Raw genomic sequence first — 20,074 nt, 5'->3', positions numbered from 1 at the left:
GCTGCATCCTGAACCGCGCAGCGAGGATGCGGTCCCGACGGTGCGGAATCGCCACGGTGCCGACACCCGTTACGCAAGGTCGTCAACGGGGTGAACGTGTCTGATGCGGCACTAGCTGGTACCGGCGGGCGGGTCGGCGTAGACGCCGTGCAGCATGCCGGTGGCCTGCCCGACTTCGATGAGATAGCCGTCCGGGTCGCGCAAGTAGCACCGCAGCTCGGCCGTGCGATCGATGGGTGGCGTGAGGAATTCGGCGCCCTTCGCACTCCACTCTCGGTGGCATGTCTCGATGTCGGCGACGCGGAGGTTGAGGAAGCTGCTGACCGTGCTCGGGTCGGTGGGCGGGCGCAGGGTGACGTCTGGCTTGTCCGGGGTGGGGCCGCCGCCCGGGTTCATGATGATCCATCCGTTGCCGAGCTTGATGGTGCAAGGGTTCTCCTCGAGCACCACCTCACCGCCGAGAACGTCGGTGTAGAAGGCGCGAGATCGGGCTACGTCGGCCACCGTCAGAAAGTGAGTGAGGAGGAGCCCGGAATCCGGGGCAGGAAAACCATCACGGTGCATGCAAGGCCTCCAGGTAAATCAGATCTTTCCCTCCATAGTGGTGGACGGATGTCCGTGGGCACGACTGAACACGGCCGGGAGGAGAGTTGGCTGTGCTGGCCCCCAGGCCCTCCGCTGACCAGTGCCCGTGTCGGCGGCCCGGACGGGGCCGCCGACACGGGCACTGGTCAGCGCACGTCGACGTAGTCGCCGCCGGACACGGCAGTACCGGGATCGGCGACGAAGCTGCCCCTTGTCCCGCTCGAAAAGCCATCGGCGCAGGTGGGAGTGGTGCGGTTCGGCCCCGGGAGCATGTCCGCGTGACTGTATCCCTGCTGTACAAGGTGGCCCGGAGGGCTGCTGTCCGTCCCGTCGGTGCTGCCACGCCGCGACACCACCAAGGACGCTGAGCTGCTCGTGCCGCAACACGAGAACGCGGTCCTGCGCCGTCAGGTCGCCGGTCCGGTCCGCTCCGAGCCGGCGATCGGTTCCGGTGCGCCGCCCTGTCCGTGCTGATACCCCGGTGACACCGGCGCGAGGTCTTCCCGGTCACCCCCCTCCACCCTGCTCGCCCGGCACCGCAGGTTCGTCGCTGTCACGTGGGACTGCACCGCACGCCGACACTGCCCGCGCCGAAATCCTCATCCGTCCTGCTGGGAGCCGGTGTGTGGGGGAGTACCGGATCCTGAGGGCCGTCGCTCGAATCGGCGCTCTGCCGCGGCCGTCGATGGTCGCGGCAACATGATCGATCGTGCTGTTGTGACTGGTTTACCCGAGAGTGACCAACGCGTTCGCCATGCTGCGCCTGCTACCGATGAGCGACCGGGACAAGGACGTGGAGATTCTGGCGCTGCGTCATCAGATCACGGTGCTCGAGCGGCGGCCGGGCCGGAGCGGGCCATGGTTCGATGCGAGCGATCGGGCGTTCCTGGTGGCGTTGCCGCACCCGCTGACTGGAGCACGCGCGCGTGGCGGAGCGTCCGGCATCGGGGACGGCCGCGGGGCGGCCGGATACGGGGCAGGGGGTCCGGCCGAGGACGGCGGCGGAGACCGAACCGAGCGGGTGACGCGGACAGCTTGGCGACTCGGCTCGCGCGAGGTCACACCCGGCCGCAAACTGTGACTCTGGGTGTGCATTTGGCTACACCCTTGAGTGCGAGGGCGGATGTCGAGCCGTATCCACCCGCGACGGCAAGCGGTTGACCCTTCATCTCCGCGTCGCCCCCAAACCAAATGGTGTATTTGCCATGCATGAACTGGGTGCATCAGTGCGGGGTTTCGACTCGGTTGCCGCCCCCGGCCCGGTCCCTTCCGGACCGGTCTACCGAAGGAGACCCCCCACATGTCCGGACGCCTCAACAGCGCCCAGCCGTACGCCCTCGGCCTCTTCCGCACCGTCGTCGGCCTGCTCTTCGCCTGCCACGGCGCCGCCGCACTGTTCGGTGTGCTCGGTGGCGCGGGCGGCAGCGGCGGCACCGCCGAGCCCGGGGCCTGGCCCCACTGGTACGCGGCCGTGATCGAGCTCGTCGGCGGCGGCCTGGTCCTGCTCGGACTGGGCACCCGGGCCGCCGCGTTCATATCGTCGGGCGCCATGGCCTACGCCTACTTCAGCGTGCACCAGCCGGAGGCCCTGTGGCCGCTCCAGAACAGCGGCGAGGGCGCGGCCATGTACTGCTGGGCCATGTTCCTGCTGGTGTTCACCGGCTCCGGCGCCTTCGGCCTGGACCGGCTGTTCACCCGCCGCAACGGCACGCGGCCCGCGGAACAGCGCACGGCCGAACGGACCCCGGTCGCCGCCTGACGTTCCACCGGCCCACCCCGCGGCGTCCTCCCCCGGTCCTCACCCCTCGGGGGAGGGCACCGTCGCGCCTGAGCGGGCGCCACGCGAGGGAGGGTGCGACTCTCCTGCTGCCGGGCTGGAAGGCAGCACCGAGAGCCGAGGCGCGGGCACAGGACTGAACCTCCTCTTCCAGGGGGCAGCTGCCTGGGGCGAGCACCTCCGCAAGCCCCGGGAAGCCGCTACTGGGCCGCTAGCCCGCCCAGTGCGATCCTTGGCGCTCTTGCCGGGCGCGAGGTCCTATGGGTCTCGAAGAAGTAGGTGATCTCCAACTCGTCGAAGGCGGGGACGTCCCTTGTGTCCTGGACGTGGGAGTAGCGTGGGTCGTGGGCGGGCATGCAGAGGAGCTTCTCGTCCGGGCCGCGCTCGTCCTTCATACAGAACATGCCGACAGCCCGGCATTCGATCAGGCATCCGGGAAACGTCGGCTCGCCGACCATGACAAGTGCGTCGAGCGGGTCCCGTCGCGCTTGAGTGTTCCCTCGATGAAGCCGTGGTCGGCCGGGTACTCGGTCGAGGTGAACAGCATGCGGTCCAGCCGGATGCGGTGCAGTTCGTGGTCCCTCTCGCATTCGTTGCGGGATCCCTCGTGGATCTCCACGATCACGTCGAGTTCCACTGCCTCCTCCTGGTCACGCCATGGGACCGGGGCCGTCAGCGGCATACTGCCGCGGTTTGCGGTGAGCCCCATCACCGGCACGCTGGGTGTGCATGTCCATAGTGCCCTGCTGATCGGCCGTGTCCCGCTTCCACAAGGAAGAAGAGGGGTGAGAAGGCATGGCAACGCTGGTCATCGACCACCTGCACTGCCAGGTCCTGACCGATCACGGTCCGAGGGAGATCCTCCGCGGTGTCGACCTGACCGTGCGGCAGGGCGAGACGCACGCCCTCATGGGGCCCAACGGCTCCGGCAAGACCACCCTCGCCTACGCTCTCGCCGGGCATCCCAAATACCAGGTCACCTCTGGCACAGCTTTCCTGGACGGAGAGGACCTGCTCGCCATGAAGGTCGACGAGCGGGCGCGGGCCGGCCTGTTCCTTGCCATGCAGTACCCGGTCGAGGTCCCCGGCGTCTCCATGTCCAACTTCCTGCGGTCGGCCGCCACCGCCGTGCGCGGTGAGGCCCCGCGACTGCGCACCTGGCTGAAGGAGGCCCAGGCGGCGATGGAGCGGCTGCAGATCGACCCGTCCTTCGCCGAGCGGAACGTGAACGAGGGCTTCTCTGGGGGCGAGAAGAAGCGCCACGAGATCCTTCAGCTGGAACTCCTGAAGCCGAAGATCGCCATTCTGGACGAGACCGATTCCGGTCTGGACATCGACGCGCTACGCGTCGTCTCCGAGGGCGTCAACCGCGTCCGCGCCACCGGCGCGGTCGCCACCCTGCTGATCACCCACTACACGCGCATTCTGCGCTACGTTCACCCCGATCACGTACACGTCTTCGCGGACGGCCGGATCGTCGACTCCGGCGGCCCGGAACTGGCTGAGCGGCTGGAGGAGGAGGGGTACGAGGCGTACGTGAAGAGCGCCGCAAGCCAATGAGTCGGCTGCGGGGCGGCCTGTTGGATGCCAAAAGTCCGTACATGCGTTGAGCTGGGCGCTTGCCAGAGCGTCATGATCTTCGTCAGGGTGTGTCGCGGTACTCATGGACGAGTCCGCTGAGGACGTCGTGGCGCTGGATCCGCTGGGCTGGGAGTGGGATGACGTCCGGGTCGTCGGCTGGTGCGCGAAGCTGCAGGGCCCGGTGCGGCCTTCCGGAGTTGTCATGCTCGGCGTACTCGGCGAGGACATGCCGTGCGTGTTGCTCGTTGTAGGGCAGCATCTGGTCGGTGCACTCGGCCCGCACGCTGCGGATGAACCTCTCGGCATGGGCGTTCATCGCCACCGCCGAGGGGTCGTGCACGCGGGCTCCCCCTGCAGCGATGACTTTACGAGTCCCACAGGGGTCCGTCCCGACGTCTGGTTTCGAAGGTGTTCATCCGCTGGCTGCCCAGCAGCGGCAGCAGATGGATTGGCATCAGGGAGACCAGAAGCGCCACCGACGCCGGCCCGGCCCCGCTGCCCGGCCTTCCACTCACGGGCGTACTCCTCGAACCGCATCGCCCCGTACCTGGCGATCCGTTCCACCCCGGCCTGACCGCACGGCGCGGCTTTCCTCGCGTTGTAGACCTCCGTCAAAAGCGCAACGCCCGCTCCTGGTTTGCGAACCCGGACCTCCTCCACCTGCCTCCCCACCGCAGACCGGTAACGGACCTTGTACAGGTGCGGACACCTCGACTACTGCGACCGCGGATGCTCACACTGCTTGAAGAACGGCCCCATCCCACGAACCAGGGCAGCGGAGCTCACGGTTGTTGACTCCTCCGGGACCGATGCTGACGGTTTGCTAACCGTCGGCGGTCCGGAACGCGGCTGATCTGCTTTTTTGCGCGCATGGTTCGCTATGTTCTGGAACTGGATCGGCCGCACCCAGGAGGAGATCGAACAGGCCCGCCGGGACTGGATGGAGGGCACACGGTTCGGTGAGGTGAAGGGCTACGACGGCGCTCCGCTGCCGGCGCCCGAGCTGCCGCCGGTTCCGCTGAAGCCGCGGGGAAGGGTTCGCTGAACTGCGGAAACAGCTGATTGGTTGGTGACGGGTGGGGGACTCGCCGTCGTGTGTCGCCTTCCGTCCCTTCATCGCGTGCAGGAGGGCGGCTGGACGACGTGCTGCGGGCCCCATGTACGGATGGTGAGGACCTGTTGGAGGTGGCCGGTGGGGCCGAAGGGCGGCTCCAGCCGAGGTCCGCATTGCCGAGGTCGTCCTCGGCTTCCGGCCCCAACAGCACAGGAGGCGCGTCATCCGCGTCCGGCAGGGGTGGGCTCACGGTGTAGCGGATGGTGAACGACTCGTCGTCGGTCGACACCTTCCGGCCCGCCGGCCGGTGGCGGCCGCCGAGGACCATCAGGTCGGCGGGCCGGGATTCTTTTCCTTCGGGCGTTTCATGCGGGGGATTCTCGTTCATGAGAGGCGGACGGAGCGGCCGTCGGCAGGCTGAGGACCATGGTGACGCCGTCGCCGGGCGTCTCCTCGGGGGCGAGGGTCCCGCCCATCTCCTCGGCCAGTCCGCGGGCGAGGGTGAGGCCGAGCTCGGCTCCCGCGTGGCTCTCCTCGGTGCCCAGGCGCTGGAAGGGGCGCAGGGTCCGTTCGTGGTGGGGCGGGTGGGCTCCCAAGCCACGGTCGATCACCCGGATCTCGACGCGGTCGGCGTGCGAGCCGGCGGTCAGCAGCACCCGCTCCCCGGTCGGGCTGTGGTGGCGGGCATTGGTGACCAGGTTGACCAGGATGCGTTCCACGAGCGCGGGATCGGCGAGGAGTTCGGGGATGCCGTCGGGGATCCGGATGTCGACATGGTGGTCCGAGGGGCCGAGGTTCTCCAGCGCCCGCGGCACGATGTCCTCGACGGCCAGCGGCTGGGGGGCGGTGCCGAGCGTGCCCGCCTGGAGCCGGCTCACGTCGAGGAGGTTGCCGAGCAGGTGGTCGAGACGGGCCAGGGAGCCGGTGGCGGTGGCGGTGAGCCGCGCGCGATCGGCCTCGGTCCGTGCACCGTCGGGCTCGGCCAGGCGGTTGACGGCGTCCTTGGCGGCGGCCAGCGGTGTGCGCAGGTCGTGGCTGATGGCGTGCAGCATGGCGGTACGGGCGCGGTCGGCCTCGGCGATCGGGCGCGCCTTTTCGGCTTGTTCCTCCAGACGCTGCTGGCGCAGGGCGACGGCGGCCTGGGCCGCGTACGCCTCCAGTACCCGCCGGGCCGCCGCGGGGAGTTGATGGCCGCGCAGGACCAGCGACAGTCCGTCGCCGACCGGGATGTCGGCGTCGCCTTCGTCGGGGGTGGCACACGGCTCGTCGCCCACGCCGGCGGCGATCTGCCATCTGCCGGGGTCGCGTTGGCGGTCGAGGGTCAGGGAGGTGCCGGGTCTGTGTTCGAGCAAGGTGACCGATGTCAGGCCGTAGGTCTGGCGGAGCCGTTCCAACAGTGTGTCGAGGGCGCGCTCGCCGCGCAGCACGCTGCCGGCCAGCGTGGACAGGGCCTCGGCGTCGGCCGTGGCGCGGGCGGCGTCGTGGGTGCGGCGGGCGGCGATATCGACCACCGTGCTGACCGCCACGGCCGCCAGGATGAACGCCACCAGGGCGCTGAGGTGGTCGGCGTCGGCCACGGCGAAGGTGTGGACGGGCGGTGCGAAGTAGTAGTTGAGCAACAGGAAGCCCGCCATGGCCGCGGCGAGCGCCGGATACAGGCCGCCCACCAGCGCCACGCCGATGACAGCGATGAGGAAGGCGAGGATGTCGCTGGGCATCGACAGATGACCGCGCAGGGCGGCGAGAGCCGGCGTGAGCAGGGGCAGGATCGTGGCGGCGAGGAGGAAGCCGGCCAGGCGGCGGCGGCGCGTCAGCCCTTCGCGGGTCGCGGCGCGCCGTCCCCGTCCGATCTCCTCGTGGGTGACCAGGTGGACGTCGATCGGTCCGGATCGCGCGACCGTGGTCACTCCGACGCCGCGCGAGAACAGTTGTCCGACAAGCCCGCGACGCGAGGCGCCGAGGACCAGCTGGGTGGCGTTGACACCTCGGGCGAAGTCCAGCAGCGCCGTGGGGATGTCGTCGCCCATCACCTGGTGGTAGGTACCGCCGAGGCTCTCCACGAGAGTCCGCTGGCGGGCCAGGTTCGCCGGTGTGGCGGCGCTGGCCAGCCCGTCGCTGCTGGTCACGTGGACGGCGAGCAGGTTGGCGCCGCGTGTGCGTTCGGAGATCCGGGAGGCCCGGCGGACGAGGGTGTCGCCCTCGGGGCCGCCGGTGAGGGCGACGACGACGCGTTCGCGCGCCTCCCAGGTTCCGGCGATGCCGTGGTCGGCGCGGTAGCGCTCCAGTTGGTCGTCGACCTTGTCGGCCAGCCACAGCAGCGCGAGTTCACGCAGCGCGGTCAGGTTGCCGGCTCGGAAGTAGTGGGTGAGCGCGGCGTCGACCTTCTCCGGCGGGTAGATGTTGCCGTGGGCCATGCGGCGGCGCAGGGCTTCGGGGGTGATGTCGACCAGTTCCACCTGTTCGGCCTGGCGCACGACCTCGTCGGGAATGGTCTCGCGCTGGGGGACACCGGTGATCTGCCGGACCACGTCGTTGACGGACTCCAGGTGCTGGACGTTGACCGTGGAGACCACGGTGATGCCTGCCTCCAGCACCCGCTCCACGTCCTGCCAGCGCTTGTCGTCGGCCGAGCCGGGCACGTTGGTGTGGGCCAGTTCGTCGATCAGTGCCACCTGCGGGTGGCGGGCGATCACCGCGTCGGCGTCGAGCTCGGTGAATGTCGCGCCCCGGTAGTCCATCGTCTTGCGTGGGACGATCTCCAGTCCTTCGAGCAGCGCCTCGGTCCTGGGGCGCCCGTAGGTCTCCACGTAGCCGACGACCACGTCGGTGCCGCGCTCGGCCCGCCGCTGTCCCTCGGCGAGCATGGCGTACGTCTTGCCGACACCGGGGGCGGCGCCGAGGTAGACGCGCAGCTGCCCGCGCTCCATCGCCGGTCCTCCCTCCGCCGCTGTGGGGCCCGCCCCTGACCCCAGTGTCCGCCCCCGGCGGCGCGGCATGCTCAGCGCTGCTCAGGTGGCGTTTCGCGGTCAGGAAGTGCCGCTTTGGGGCAGCGTGGCGAGTGCGTGGTTGAGCTCGACGACATTGACGCGTTCCTGGCCGAGGAAGCCCAGGATGCGGCCTTGGACGTGGTCGTCCACCAGCCTGCGGACGGCGGCCGGGTCCATGCCGCGGGCCCTGGCCACGCGGGCGGTCTGGAGGCGCGCGTACGCCGTCGAGATGTGAGGGTCCAGCCCTGAGCCGCTGGCGGTCACGGCATCGGGTGGCACCGATGCCGGGTCCACGTGGTTGAAACGGGCGATGTCCCTGCGGCGCTGGTGGATCATGTCGATGAGCTGCTTGTCGCGGGGGCCGAGGTTGGACGCCCCGGAGGCCAGCGGGTCGTAGCCGCCTGACGAGGGGCGCGGCTGGAACCATCGAGGGTCGGGGCGCGGCTGTTCGTTTGGGCCGTCGGGGTTCGGCTGCGGCAGGTTGAACTCCTGGCCGATGAGGCTGGAGCCGACGGCCTTCCCGTTCTGCTTGATCTGGGAGCCGTCGGCCTGGTCCCCGAAGAGCGCTTGGGCGACTCCGGTCACGGCGAGGGGATAGATCAGCCCGGTGATGGCGGTGAAGACCAGCAGCATGCGCAGCGCCGAGAGGAGGACGCGGGCCCGGATCGGCAGGAAATCGGTCATCGGGAGGTCGCCTTCACTCGCTGGTCAGTGCAGCCCGGGGATGAACTGGACGACGAGGTCGATCAGCTTGATCCCGATGAAGGGCAGGACCAGACCGCCGAAGCCGTACAGGGAGATGTTGCGGCTGAGCAGCGCCGCCGCCGATGAGGGGCGGTAGCGCACGCCGCGCAGCGCGAGCGGGATCAGCGCGATGATGATCAGCGCGTTGAAGACGATGGCGGAGGTGATGGCGGATTCCGGGCTGTGCAGGCCCATGACGTTGAGCTTGCCCAGGCCCGCGAATTCCGCCGCGAACATCGCCGGGAGGATCGCGAAGTACTTGGCGACGTCGTTGGCGATGGAGAAGGTGGTGAGTGCGCCGCGGGTGATGAGCAGTTGCTTGCCGATCTCGACGATCTCGATCAGCTTGGTGGGGTTGGAGTCGAGGTCGACCATGTTCCCGGCCTCCTTGGCGGCCGAGGTGCCGGTGTTCATCGCCACGCCGACGTCCGCCTGGGCGAGGGCCGGGGCGTCGTTGGTGCCGTCACCGGTCATCGCGACCAGCTTGCCGCCCGCCTGCTCCCGCTTGATCAGCGCCATCTTGTCCTCGGGGGTTGCCTCCGCGAGGAAGTCGTCCACCCCGGCCTCCCGGGCGATGGCCTGCGCGGTCTGCGGATTGTCACCGGTGATCATGACCGTCTTGATGCCCATGCGGCGCAGCTCCTCGAACCGCTCCCGCATGCCCTCCTTGACCACGTCCTTGAGGTGGATGACCCCGAGGACCCGGGCCGTGATGCGCCCGCGCTCGGTGACGGTCTCGCCGACGACCAGCGGGGTGCCGCCGCTCGCGGCGACCGCGTCCACGATCGGGCCGACCTCGGCCGTCGGGTGGCCGCCGTTGTCCCGTACCCACTTCATCACGGCGGTCGCGGCGCCCTTGCGCAGTCGCCGGGTGCCGTCGCCGTCGCCGGCCAGGTCGACGCCGGACATCCGGGTCTGGGCGGTGAACGGCACGAACGCGGCGTGCGCCAGCTCCCCCTCGGCCCGTGCGCGCAGCTGGTGGCGTTCCTTGGTGAGGACGACGATGGAGCGACCCTCCGGTGTCTCGTCGGCCAGCGAGGAGAGCTGCGCGGCATCGGCGAGCGCGACGGGCTCCGTGCCACCGACCGGGATCAGCTCGGCGGCCTGCCGGTTGCCGAGGGTGATGGTGCCGGTCTTGTCCAGCAGCAGGGTGTTCACGTCACCCGCGGCCTCGACGGCCCGGCCGCTCATGGCCAGGACGTTGCGCTGGACGAGCCGGTCCATACCCGCGATGCCGATCGCCGACAGCAGTGCGCCGATGGTGGTCGGGATCAGCGCGACCACCAGAGCCGTCAGCACCACGACGGGCTGCTCGGCGTGTCCGTAGATCGCCAGTGGCTGGAGGGTGGCGACGGCCAGCAGGAAGACGATCGTCAGCGAGGCGAGGAGGATGTTCAGCGCGATCTCGTTGGGGGTTTTTTGCCGGGCAGCCCCCTCCACCAGGGCGATCATGCGGTCGATGAAGGTCTCCCCGGGCCTGGAGGTGATGCGGACGACGATGCGGTCGGAGAGCACCTTGGTGCCGCCGGTGACCGCGGACCGGTCGCCGCCGGACTCGCGGATGACGGGCGCCGACTCCCCCGTGATCGCGGACTCGTCGACGCTCGCGATGCCCTCGACGATGTCGCCGTCGCCGGGAATGATCTGACCGGCCTCGACGACCACATGGTCACCGAGCGTCAGCTCGGCCGCGGGGACGGGCTGTTCCGCTGGTTGCCGGCCCCCTGGCCGCCAGTCGGTGAGCTTGCGGGCGGTGGTGGCGGTCCTGGTCCTGCGCAGCGTCTCCGCCTGAGCCTTGCCGCGCCCCTCGGCCACCGCCTCCGCCAGATTGGCGAAGACGACCGTCAGCCACAGCCAGCCCGCGATCAGCCAGGAGAAGACGGACGGGTCCGCGATCGCCAAGCCGGTGGTGAGGACCGCTCCGGTCTCCACCACGAACATGACCGGGTTCCGGTACAGCGTCCGCGGATCGAGCTTGCGGCAGGCCACGGGCAGCGACCGCCACAGCAACGCGGGGTCGAGCAGCCCGGCCCGGGCCCGGTGCGTCGCATGGGGGGCGGTGGAGGCCATCACGTCAGCCCCTCCGCGATCGGGCCCAGACAGAGCGCCGGGAAATAGGTGAGCCCGACGACGATCAGCACCACCCCGGCCAGCAGGACGACGAACTGCGGACGGTGGGTGGGCAAAGTGCCCGCCGTCACCGGTACCGGCTTCTGCCGCGCGAGCGAGCCCGCCAGCGCCAGGACGAACACCATGGGCAGGAACCTGCCCAGCAGCATGGCCAGGCCGAGGGCGGTGTTGTACCAGGTTCCGTCGACGGTGAGGCCGGCGAAGGCGGAGCCGTTGTTGTTGGCGGCGGAGCTGAAGGCGTAGAGCACCTCCGCGTAGCCGTGCTCGCCGGTGTTCAGCATCTTGGCGCGGGCGCCCCTGCTCGCCATGGCCGACGCCGTACCGATCAGCACGAGCGCGGGAGTGGTGAGGATGTACAGCGAGGCGAACGTCATCTCCCGCCTGCCGAGCTTCTTGCCCAGGTACTCCGGCGTGCGGCCGACCATGAGCCCGGCCATGAAGACCGCGACGACGGCCAGGATCACGATCCCGTACAGCCCGGAGCCCACACCTCCGGGCGCGATCTCGCCGAGCAGCATGTTGAAGATCAGCAGGCCGCCGCCGCCCGGGGTGTAGGAGTCGTGGGAGGAGTTGACGGCCCCGCAGGAGGTCAGCGTGGTGGAGACGGCGAACAGCGCGGACGCCCAGATGCCCAGGCGCTGCTCCTTGCCCTCCATCATCCCGCCGGCAGCGTCGCCGGCCGGGCTGCTGACGCTGTGCAGTTCGTTGGCGGTCACGATGGCGACCGAGGCGGCCCAGATGAGCCCCATCACGGCGAGGAGGGCATAGCCCTGGCGATGGTCGCCGACCATCCCGCCGAAGGTGCGCGGCAGGCTGACCGGGACCACCAGCAGCAGGTAGATCTCGATGAGGTTGGTGAACGCGTTGGGATTCTCGAACGGATGAGCGGAGTTGGCGTTGTAGAAGCCGCCGCCGTTGGTACCCAGCTCCTTGATGGCCTCCTGCGAGGCCACCGGGCCACCCGTCAACGCCTGTGCGTCCCCGGAGAGCGTGGTGATCTCCTGGACGCCGTGGAAGTTCTGGATGACGCCGCCTGCGACCAGGACGAGGGCGAAGACGAAGGAGAGCGGAAGCAGCACCCGCAGGGTGATTCTGGTGAGATCCACCCAGAAGCTGCCGACCCGGTCGGTCTGCCTGCGGGTGAACCCGCGGATGAGCGCGGCGGCGACGGCGATCCCCATCGCGGCGGAGACGAAGTTCTGCACTGCCAGCCCCGCCATCTGCACCAGATGGCCCATGGTCGATTCGCCGTAGTACCACTGCCAATTGGTGTTGGTGACGAAGGACACCGCGGTGTTGAACGAACCGTCCGGATCCACCGGCGCCATCCCGGTCGACAACGGCAGGTGGTTCTGGAGCCGCAGGAAGCCGTACAGGAACAGGACGCTCACGGCGGCGAAGGCCAACAGGCTGCGCAGATACGCGGGCCAGCTCTGGTCGGCATCCCCGTCGACTCCGCCGAGGCGGTAGACGGCCCGCTCGGCCCGCAGATGGCGGGAGGCGGTGAGGACGTGCGCCATGAAGTCACCGAGCGGGCGGTACGAGGCGGCGAGAAACGCGAGGAGGAGCAGGACCTGGAGCCAGCCCGCAAGCGTCGTGCTCATCAGAACCTGTCCGGCCTGATCAAGGCGATCACCAGATAGACGATCAGCGCCGCGGCGACCACCAGGCCGACGGTGTTCTCGGCGCTCACAGCCGCTCGACCCCGCCGGCGACAAGCAAGACCACGGCGAAGGCGGCGATCGTGAGGCCGATGAAGGCGAGGTCGGTCATCTCGGGATTCACCTCGGGCACGGGCCGCTGAGAAGCGCGAAGGGGCAATGAGCCATGAAGAAGTACCCGCGCGGGGCCACCTCAGCGCACCCCATCGCCCACCTGGCCCTCGCTGACAGCCTTCCGGCAGCGCGAACGGGTGAGACCGGCCGCCTGGTGCCCGCCGCCTCGAGCCAGGGGTGGCCCAGATCGCCGCAGACACCCAGGGCCGCCGGCGGCACCCGGTCGAGGCGCAGCCGGAAGCAGCCCAGCCGCCGACCAGAGCACCGGAGGGCGACACCGCCCCCGGTACTGAAACCGTTGCTGGCGCTGAGAACGATCACGGTCGTGCGCCGGGGACCTCCGCATCCGGTCGCCGCCCTGGGATATCTGAGTCCTGAAGCGCGGCGAAGTCGGCGTGGGCCTGCTCGACGTACTTCGGGGCACGCCTCGCGTTTGGCGCGCTCGGTGGGCGCCCGGTAGATGCAGGCCACCGAGGGGTGTCGGCCCTTGCGCTTGCCGGTGGGGATGATCAGGCCGCGCAAGATCGCAAAGGCGCGGCATTCAGACAGATGGGCCACACCGTGGTAGGCAGAGAGCGGAGGTGGCCCGGTGACCAGGTATCCGCTTCGTGACCGCATCGCAGTGACGGCTGCCCTGGCCGCTCCGCTGCTGGTCGCGCTGTTGCTCGTACCCTTCCGCGGCAGCCTGTCGAGCACGAACATGGCGCTGATCCTGGTCGTGGTCGTGGTCGCGGTCGCCGCAGCCGGCAACCGCGTGGCCGGTGCTCTCACGGCGCTGTCCGCCGCCGCGTGGTTCGACTTCTTCCTCACCCGGCCCTATCAGAGCTTCACCATCACCCGTGCCGACGACGTCGAGACCACGGTCCTGCTGCTGGCGGTGGGCGTGGCGGTCTCACAGCTGGCCGCGCGGGCCCGGCGTCTTGAGGTGCTCGTCGTCACCGACGCCGAGCACCTGGCCCGGATTCATGACACCGCCGAGCTGGCTCAGTCCACGACAGCTGCCGACGCGGTCGTCGACCACGTCAAGCAGCAGCTCACCGAACTGTTGCAGCTGCGTGGCTGCCGGTTCGAATACGGCTCCCTGCTCGGCCGCCCGCCCCGCTTGGAGCAGGACGGCAGCGTGACCGTCGGCCGTCGGCAATGGGATATCGACCAGCGCGGCTGGCCCCAGGAGGAGATCGAGCTGCGGGCCATCGGCAACGGCCGCTACCAGGGAAGGTTCATGCTCACCCCCTCCCCAGGCGCCCACCCGTCCCTTCAGGCCCGTCTGGTCGCCGTGACCCTCGCCGACCAGACAGGCACCGCCCTCGACACGGCAGGACCGGGCACATCCCAAGAATGACGCCGGATGGGCGTGGGCCGATGCCCATCGCCGCCCTGGCGATCACCGCTGCCGCGGTCGAGGAAGGCCGTGACACCTGGCAAGGAAAGGACTGCTGCGGCCTGCCGCCACGGCCCCGCCGTAGACGAAGTCGGGTTCGGCCTCCAGGAGCGTCTCGAAGGACGGCTCCTTCTCGGCCAGTTCCGGGATCACCTCGTAGGCCGCCTTCAACTCCGGCAGCACGGCCGAGTCGGGGAAGGCCGTGCCGACCATGCGGTCCTTCAGGCTGAGGGCGAGCATGAGTTCCGCCGGGTGCTGGTGGATGGTGGCCACCCGCGACGGCGGCTTGTCGTACGTCGTCTTCACACCGCAGTTGTCGATGGTGACGGGAAACCCCTCGCGCGTCGGTGCGGTGGCCTTCGCGTCCTGGGCGGCGCCGTTGCCGGACGAGCCGCAGCCGCCGGTCAGAAGGGCCGCCGACAGGGCGACGGCCATGGCCGTGAAACGCAGTGACCGGCGTGTGCGGGCAGGGGTGAACAGCTGGGACACGTGAGCCCTGCGCCGTCGTGCCGTCGCCGCACCGTCGCAGGAACCCGTCCGCCTGGCCGACCTCGTCCTGGACGTCTCGGTCCGCCGGTGCATCCTCCACGGCCAGGACATCGTCCTGCGGCCCAAGGAGTTCGACCTCTTGGCCGTCCTTGCCCGGCACGCGGGCGAGGACGTCTCTCGCGAGACGCCGATGGGCGAAGTCTGGGACGAGAACCGGTGCGGCTCCACCAAGACCCTCGATGTCACCATGGCCGGTCTGCGCCGCCGCCTCACCGAGGCCGCCGGCGTCTTCGCCCGACTGCCCCGGATCACCACCCTGCGCGGACACGGTTACCGCCTGGAACCCTGACGGACGCGCTCGTCCTTCCCGGCCGCCGCTTGTCGGCTCAGTCCGCGTCGGCGGTCAGGAAGTAGTGGGGGCCGGCCCGGTTGTGGGCGTGTGCACGGGCGAACAGGGCCTCGTTCTCGGCCGCCCCCGGGCTGCGCGGCATCAAGGTGGTGACGACGATGCGATGGGGCCGCCCCGGCGGGGCGTACGCATCCGGGTGGGGCGAGTCGGCGACGCACAGGCCACCGGCGGCGATGCGAGCTCCCGCCGGCGCCAGGACCGAGGTGGTGAGGACCCACAGCGTGGTTGCCGGGGGCCAGGCGGTCGAAGGTTCGGCGGGCCGGCGTCGGTGTGAGGAAGGGCAGGGCCGGCGGTACCAGCAGCAGGGCGGTCATCGCTCGTCACTCTCCAGGAGCCGGCGCAGGAAGTGCTCGTCGCCGGGGCTGAGCTGGGCGACGAAGCGAGCCAGGATCGTCTTCCGGTCGGTGCCCCGGTCGAGTTCGGTGTGCATGCGCCGGGCGGTCAGGCCAGGAGCGTCCTGCACGGGGAGGTAGGCGTAGCCGCGCCCCTGCCGCTCACGGCTGACGACGCCCTTCTCGTGCAGACGGGTCAATATCGTCGCCACCGTCGTCCGGGCCAGGCCGGAAACGAGTCCGGTCTGCACTCGCCCTGGCGTGAGCGGGGCCCCGGCGGCCCACAGCGCGGCCACGACGGCGGCTTCGAGCCGACCGGCCGCCTCCCGTCCCTCGCGTCGGTCATGGGTGGATGCCCGGTCGCTGTTGTCCGCCTTCGGTGTGCTGGGGGTGGGCGTGGTGCTGTTCGCCGAGACCGGGCTGCTGATCGGTTTCTTCCTCCCGGGCGACTCACTGCTGTTCACGGCCGGCCTGCTGTGCACCGGCACCGCCGGCCACGGCCTGAGGCTGTCGCTCGGCCCGCTGCTGGTCGCCGCGGCGGTGGGCGCGCTGGCGGGCTCGCAGTGCGGATATCTCCTGGGCCGAAGAGCGGGCGGCTCCCTGCTCGCCCGCAGCCGATCGGCCCGGCTGCATGAGAGGGCGAGACGGGCTGAGGACCTGCTGCAGCGCTACGGGTATGCGAAGGCGATCGTCCTGGCCCGCTTCGTTCCGGTGGGGCGCACGGTCCTGAACCCAATGGCGGGCGCTCTGCGGGTGCCCGTGCGGACATTCACCCTATGGCAGGTGGCCGGCGGGCTGGTGCGGAGTCTGGGTCTCACCCTGGAGGGATACGCGCTGGGCTCCTCCGTACCGAACGTGGACCGGTATCTGCTGCCGATGGTCGCGGTGGTCGTAGCCCTGTCGCTGATTCCACTCGCCTCCGAGGTGTACCGCTCGCGGCGTGACGCGAAGACAAAGGAGGAACGCGGATGATCCTCGCTCTCGACGGCTCATCGGTCGACGGCTCGGCCTACACCGACGTGGTACACCTCGCCCGACACGCTCCGGTGTGGCTGAACGACACCGTGTCGGCATGGTCGGCGTACGGGCTGGTCCTGTTCGCGGTGCTCATGACCGTCGGCTGGTGGCGCGCCCGGCGGATGGGCGCCACCGTGTCGGTGACGGCGCTCGCCGTGCCGTTCGTCGTGGTCGTGGCCTACGGAGTGGACACGGCGCTGAAACTGCTGGTGCGCGAGGACCGGCCCTGCCAGAGCCTGCGGGTGGCCACGCTGGAGGCGTGTCCGGCGCCCGGCGACTGGTCCTTCCCCAGCAACCACACGGCCATCGCCGCCGCGGCGGCCGTCGCCCTGCTGTTCGTCTCCCGCCGGCTCGGCGCGGTCGCCGTCGTGGCCGGCGGTGCGATGGCGGCCTCGCGGGTCTGGGCCGGCGCGCACTACCCCCATGACGTGGTGGCAGGGGTCGTGGTGGGCGCTCTGGCCGCTCTCCTCGTCATGCCGGCACTGCGCAGGAGTGCGGGGGCCCTGCCCCGGCGGCTCACGGCCACCCGCCTGCGACCACTGCTGACGGCGTCATGAAGCGCGGCGACGTCGCCGCACCGGCCGGCGTCTGCGGGCTCGGCGCGTGGACGGCGTTCGGTGTGCTGACCATGGTTGTGGTGGTCCGCGACGGCACACCGCTGTTCGTGGACAGCGGCCTCCTCTCGTGGTCCGTCGGCCACCGGCCGGACGTGGCGGTCGCCCTCGCCCGCGCGCTGACCGCCACCGGGACGGGTGTCATCCCGTTCTCGCTGGCCGCGCTGGCCGGAATCATCGCGGGACGCACCCTCCGGCAGCGCGCGCTCGCCGTCGCGCTCTGCCTGGCCTGCCTCTGGGCCGGCCAGGCACTGCGGTACGCGGTGATGGCGCTCGTCGCCCGGCCGCGGCCGCCCCAGGCGGACTGGGCCACCTATGCCTCGGCATGGGCGTTCCCGTCCGGTCACACCACCACGGCGGCCCTCACCGCGGGACTGCTGATCATCGCCGTCCGCGTGCGCGGCCCGCGGGGCAGGACTCCGCTCACCCTGGCCATCGGCGGTTGGGGCGCGCTGGTCGGGCTGACTCGCGTCTACCTCGGGGTGCACTGGTTCACCGATGTCGTCGGCGGCTGGCTGTTCGCCCTCGGCTGGCTGGGCGTGTGCCTGTGCGCCGTGGCCTGCTGGCTGCCCGAACGATAGATCCCCGTACGACGGACCCGGCACGAGAAGAGACGGCCATCGCGCGGGAACAGAGGAAGGACCATGAGTCAGACGATCCTGGTCGTCAAGGACGAGCACGCCCTGCGTGACGTGCTGCTGCGAGGACTGCGACGAGGACGTCGACACCGTTCCCGCGCCGGACGGCGCTCCCGCCCCGCGCCCGGCCACCTCCGGCATCTCCGCCGTATTCGGCATCGGCCTGCTCGCGAACGCCAGGGCGTCCCCGTCCTGGCCGACCGCGCCTACCAGGGCGCCGGCCCCTGGGTCACCACCGGGCGCAGACGGCCGCCCGGCGGGCAGCTGTCCCCCACACGGCGGACGGTCAACCGGGCACCGGCCACGTCCCGGGCACCCGCCGAACGGGGCATGGCACTGCTGAAGTCCTGGCGAATCTTCCGAAGATCCCGGACCAGCCCCCACCGCATGACGTCAGTCGCCAAGGCCGTCCTCACTCCGGAGCAGCAACGCTGAAAAAGCTCAATGCGCATATTCCGATCATTCCGCCTTACGGTATGCGCATGAACGGTCGCGAGACACCGGTGCACCGCCGCAGCGCCCTGCGCTCGGGCGCCGGGGCGCTCCTGGCAGGCGTACTCACCGCAGGCTGTACGGACAACCGTGGTATCGCCCCTGCTTCCCCTGCCCACGATGACCCGCCTCCTCGTGCGCGGAAAGCCCCGGGCGCCGTGCGCCCCGCACCGGGGCCCCACCGCTTCCCCGGCCGCCCGGTCCAGATCGAGTACGGCCCCCGCAACCGTGCCCGCGTCGCCCTCACCTTCCACGGCCAGGGCGACCCCGCCCTCGCTCGCACCGTCCTCGCCGAAGCCGAACGGACCGGAGCCCGGCTCACCGTCCTGGCCGTCGGCAGCTGGCTCGACGACCACCCCGCCATGGCCCACCGGATCCTCGACGGTGGCCACGACCTCGGCAACCACACCCAGAACCACCTCGACATCTCCACGATGGACGAGACACAGGCGTATGCCGAGATCACCGGCTGTGCCGAACGCCTGCGCCGCCTCACCGGCTCCATCGGCACCTGGTTTCGCCCGTCGCGCACCCGGTACGCCACCCCGCTCGTCCAGCGCATCGCCGGCCGGGCCGGCTACCCGCACGTCCTCTCCTACGACGTGGACTCCCTCGACTTCACCTCTCCGGGCGTCGCCGCCGTCACCCGCAAGGTCGCCGGCGAACTGCGTAACGGGTCCGTGGTCAGCCTGCACTTCGGCTACCCGGACACGGTTGCCGCACTGCCCCTCCTGCTCACCGAAATCAGCCGGCGCCGACTGCGCGCGGTGACGACCACGGAGTTGCTGACCTGATGCTTCCCTCCCCGCACACCACCGCCACCGCCCTGCTCGCGGGCGTGCTCGTTGCCGCACTGACCGCCTGTGCCGGCGACGAAGGCCGGCCCGCGCAGTCCCGCACCGAAGCCACGGCGCCGACCGAGCCCGGGCGGGCCGAGCCCTCGCAGGGACTGCCCGGGATGCCGCCCGTGCTCGACCCGAAGAACATCTACGCGGCCGACCGGGCGGGAAAGCTCGCACCGGCGGTCAAAGACTTCCCGTCCCGGGTGTACGTCCCCAACAACGGCTCCCACACGGTGTCGGTGATCGACCCGTCGACGTACAAGGTCATCGAGACCCTCCCCGTCGGCAACCAGCCGCAGCATGTCGTCCCGTCCTGGGATATGAAGACCCTCTGGGTCAACAACAACCTCGGCGACAGCCTCACGGCCATCGACCCGGCCACCGGGAAGATCGGCCGCACCGTAAAGGTCTCCGACCCGTACAACCTCTACTTCACCCCGAACGGCAAGTACGCCGTCGTCATGGCCTCGATGGACCGTGAACTGGTCTTCCGTGACCCGAAGACCATGGAGCGGGCCAAGACCGTCCCGGTGAGCTGCGCGGGCGTCAACCATGCCGACTTCACGGCGGACGGACGGTACTTCATCGTCTCCTGCGAGTTCTCCGGCGAACTCCTCAAAGTCGACACGGAGAAGATGAAGGTCGTAGGGCAGCAGAAGCTGCCGATGAAGGGTGCGATGCCACAGGACGTCAAGCTCTCGCCGGACGGCAAGACCTTCTACATCGCCGACATGATGGCGCACGGCATGTGGGTGCTCGACGCCGAGAAGTTCACCGCCCCGAAACTGCTGCCCACTGGCAAGGGCTGCCACGGGCTCTACATCAGCCGCGACTCCAGACGGATGTACGTCACCAACCGGGACGAGGGATCGGTCTCCGTCTTCGACTTCGCAGCCGACAAGCTGACCGAGAAGTGGCACCTGCCCGACGGCGGCAGCCCCGACATGGGCGGAGTGTCCGCGGACGGCAAGGTGCTGTGGCTGTCCGGGCGTTACGACGCCGAGGTGTACGCGATCGACACCACCAGCGGCAAGCAGCTGGCCAGGATCCCGGTCGGCAACGGACCTCACGGGCTGGCCGTCTTCCCGCAGCCCGGCCGTTACTCGCTCGGCCACACCGGCGTCTTCCGCTGACCGCACCCCACCGCGCCGTCGGCAGCGGCCGTCCCGGTCCACCGGGAATCAGCAGTGCCTCCACCGGGCTGTTCCACAGGGACGGCGCCGCCGT

The 20,074-nt window shown here is 70.2% G+C and carries 18 protein-coding genes and 6 pseudogenes; 12 read left to right on the top strand and 12 right to left on the bottom strand.

Annotated features, from left to right (window positions below; all coding sequences use genetic code 11):
• Nucleotides 1-111: 111 nt before the first annotated feature.
• On the bottom strand, nucleotides 112-564 hold the full coding sequence (locus tag OHB56_RS05780; RefSeq protein WP_326751177.1) for a VOC family protein: 453 nt from the start codon (nucleotides 562-564) through the stop codon (nucleotides 112-114).
• Between the two features lie 757 nt (nucleotides 565-1,321).
• Here OHB56_RS05780 and OHB56_RS05775 point away from each other — a divergent pair.
• Both OHB56_RS05775 and OHB56_RS05770 read left to right on the top strand, forming a co-directional pair.
• Entirely contained in the window at nucleotides 1,322-1,666 is a 345-nt protein-coding gene (locus tag OHB56_RS05775; RefSeq protein WP_406352002.1) for a hypothetical protein, read from the top strand.
• Between the two features lie 219 nt (nucleotides 1,667-1,885).
• Complete coding sequence (locus OHB56_RS05770) at nucleotides 1,886-2,344, top strand: DoxX family protein (RefSeq protein WP_406352000.1); 459 nt, start codon at nucleotides 1,886-1,888, stop codon at nucleotides 2,342-2,344.
• A 229-nt stretch (nucleotides 2,345-2,573) separates the two neighbouring features.
• Here OHB56_RS05770 and OHB56_RS05765 read toward each other — a convergent pair.
• Nucleotides 2,574-2,999 (bottom strand): annotated as a pseudogene (locus tag OHB56_RS05765) (inorganic diphosphatase).
• A gap of 158 nt (nucleotides 3,000-3,157) precedes the next feature.
• Between OHB56_RS05765 and sufC the strand changes: the two are divergent.
• Nucleotides 3,158-3,922: a Fe-S cluster assembly ATPase SufC gene (gene sufC, locus OHB56_RS05760; RefSeq protein WP_326751175.1), complete on the top strand. Its 765-nt coding sequence runs from the start codon at nucleotides 3,158-3,160 to the stop codon at nucleotides 3,920-3,922.
• Between the two features lie 82 nt (nucleotides 3,923-4,004).
• On the opposite strand, the gene OHB56_RS05755 is transcribed toward sufC, so the two are convergent.
• Complete coding sequence (locus OHB56_RS05755) at nucleotides 4,005-4,283, bottom strand: integrase core domain-containing protein (RefSeq protein ID WP_326751174.1); 279 nt, start codon at nucleotides 4,281-4,283, stop codon at nucleotides 4,005-4,007.
• Nucleotides 4,284-4,308: 25 nt separating this feature from the next.
• Entirely contained in the window at nucleotides 4,309-4,458 is a 150-nt protein-coding gene (locus OHB56_RS05750; RefSeq protein ID WP_326751173.1) for a hypothetical protein, read from the bottom strand.
• A 365-nt stretch (nucleotides 4,459-4,823) separates the two neighbouring features.
• Here OHB56_RS05750 and OHB56_RS05745 point away from each other — a divergent pair.
• Nucleotides 4,824-4,988, top strand: a pseudogene (locus tag OHB56_RS05745) (pirin family protein); the annotation flags it as partial.
• Nucleotides 4,989-5,362: 374 nt separating this feature from the next.
• Here OHB56_RS05745 and OHB56_RS05740 read toward each other — a convergent pair.
• The 5 genes from OHB56_RS05740 to kdpF all read right to left on the bottom strand — a co-directional run bounded on the left by OHB56_RS05740 (nucleotide 5,363) and on the right by kdpF (nucleotide 12,551).
• Complete coding sequence (locus tag OHB56_RS05740; protein ID WP_406351997.1) at nucleotides 5,363-7,924, bottom strand: DUF4118 domain-containing protein; 2,562 nt, start codon at nucleotides 7,922-7,924, stop codon at nucleotides 5,363-5,365.
• 99 nt (nucleotides 7,925-8,023) lie between these two features.
• Nucleotides 8,024-8,668, bottom strand: a complete 645-nt coding sequence (gene kdpC / locus OHB56_RS05735) for a potassium-transporting ATPase subunit KdpC (RefSeq protein WP_406351995.1) — start codon at nucleotides 8,666-8,668, stop codon at nucleotides 8,024-8,026.
• A 24-nt stretch (nucleotides 8,669-8,692) separates the two neighbouring features.
• Nucleotides 8,693-10,798 carry a potassium-transporting ATPase subunit KdpB gene (kdpB, locus tag OHB56_RS05730; protein ID WP_326751170.1) on the bottom strand — a complete coding sequence of 702 codons (2,106 nt, stop codon included), beginning with the start codon at nucleotides 10,796-10,798 and terminating at the stop codon, nucleotides 8,693-8,695.
• Nucleotides 10,798-12,462: a potassium-transporting ATPase subunit KdpA gene (kdpA, locus tag OHB56_RS05725; protein ID WP_406351992.1), complete on the bottom strand. Its 1,665-nt coding sequence runs from the start codon at nucleotides 12,460-12,462 to the stop codon at nucleotides 10,798-10,800. Before kdpA ends, kdpB begins: the two co-directional genes overlap by 1 nt.
• On the bottom strand, nucleotides 12,462-12,551 hold the full coding sequence (gene kdpF / locus OHB56_RS05720; protein ID WP_326751168.1) for a K(+)-transporting ATPase subunit F: 90 nt from the start codon (nucleotides 12,549-12,551) through the stop codon (nucleotides 12,462-12,464). Before kdpF ends, kdpA begins: the two co-directional genes overlap by 1 nt.
• Before the next feature lie 671 nt (nucleotides 12,552-13,222).
• Between kdpF and OHB56_RS05715 the strand changes: the two genes are divergently transcribed.
• The gene (locus OHB56_RS05715) at nucleotides 13,223-13,975 is read left to right on the top strand and encodes a DUF4118 domain-containing protein (protein ID WP_406351990.1); all 753 of its coding nucleotides are present in this window, start codon (nucleotides 13,223-13,225) and stop codon (nucleotides 13,973-13,975) included.
• A gap of 114 nt (nucleotides 13,976-14,089) precedes the next feature.
• Here the strand turns inward: OHB56_RS05715 and OHB56_RS05710 are convergent.
• Nucleotides 14,090-14,449, bottom strand: a pseudogene (locus OHB56_RS05710) (hypothetical protein); the annotation flags it as partial.
• Nucleotides 14,450-14,510: 61 nt separating this feature from the next.
• Here OHB56_RS05710 and OHB56_RS05705 point away from each other — a divergent pair.
• The gene (locus OHB56_RS05705; protein ID WP_406358938.1) at nucleotides 14,511-14,852 is read left to right on the top strand and encodes a winged helix-turn-helix domain-containing protein; all 342 of its coding nucleotides are present in this window, start codon (nucleotides 14,511-14,513) and stop codon (nucleotides 14,850-14,852) included.
• 49 nt (nucleotides 14,853-14,901) lie between these two features.
• Here the strand turns inward: OHB56_RS05705 and OHB56_RS05700 are convergent.
• Nucleotides 14,902-15,226, bottom strand: a pseudogene (locus tag OHB56_RS05700) (M56 family peptidase); the annotation flags it as partial.
• Nucleotides 15,223-15,573, bottom strand: a pseudogene (locus tag OHB56_RS05695) (BlaI/MecI/CopY family transcriptional regulator); the annotation flags it as partial. The pseudogenes OHB56_RS05700 and OHB56_RS05695, both read right to left, overlap by 4 nt.
• Before the next feature lie 19 nt (nucleotides 15,574-15,592).
• Here OHB56_RS05695 and OHB56_RS05690 point away from each other — a divergent pair.
• The 6 genes and pseudogenes from OHB56_RS05690 to OHB56_RS05665 all read left to right on the top strand — a co-directional run bounded on the left by OHB56_RS05690 (nucleotide 15,593) and on the right by OHB56_RS05665 (nucleotide 19,980).
• Entirely contained in the window at nucleotides 15,593-16,216 is a 624-nt protein-coding gene (locus tag OHB56_RS05690; RefSeq protein WP_326751166.1) for a DedA family protein, read from the top strand.
• On the top strand, nucleotides 16,213-16,818 hold the full coding sequence (locus OHB56_RS05685; protein ID WP_326751165.1) for a phosphatase PAP2 family protein: 606 nt from the start codon (nucleotides 16,213-16,215) through the stop codon (nucleotides 16,816-16,818). Before OHB56_RS05690 ends, OHB56_RS05685 begins: the two co-directional genes overlap by 4 nt.
• Entirely contained in the window at nucleotides 16,815-17,456 is a 642-nt protein-coding gene (locus OHB56_RS05680; protein WP_406351987.1) for a phosphatase PAP2 family protein, read from the top strand. The genes OHB56_RS05685 and OHB56_RS05680 overlap by 4 nt, the downstream gene beginning before the upstream one ends.
• Nucleotides 17,457-17,636: 180 nt before the next feature.
• Nucleotides 17,637-17,948 (top strand): annotated as a pseudogene (locus OHB56_RS05675) (transposase family protein); the annotation flags it as partial.
• A gap of 47 nt (nucleotides 17,949-17,995) precedes the next feature.
• The gene (locus OHB56_RS05670; RefSeq protein WP_406351985.1) at nucleotides 17,996-18,799 is read left to right on the top strand and encodes a polysaccharide deacetylase family protein; all 804 of its coding nucleotides are present in this window, start codon (nucleotides 17,996-17,998) and stop codon (nucleotides 18,797-18,799) included.
• Nucleotides 18,799-19,980 (top strand): beta-propeller fold lactonase family protein, encoded by a 1,182-nt coding sequence (locus tag OHB56_RS05665; RefSeq protein WP_406351983.1) that lies wholly within the window; start codon nucleotides 18,799-18,801, stop codon nucleotides 19,978-19,980. Before OHB56_RS05670 ends, OHB56_RS05665 begins: the two co-directional genes overlap by 1 nt.
• Nucleotides 19,981-20,074 lie beyond the last annotated feature (94 nt).

Origin of the sequence: Streptomyces sp. NBC_01635 (assembly GCF_045209715.1) — a bacterium.
GTDB lineage: Bacteria > Actinomycetota > Actinomycetes > Streptomycetales > Streptomycetaceae > Streptomyces > Streptomyces hirsutus.
Note: the sequence above shows the minus strand (reverse complement) of the source record. Positions and strands in the feature narration are given on the sequence as shown.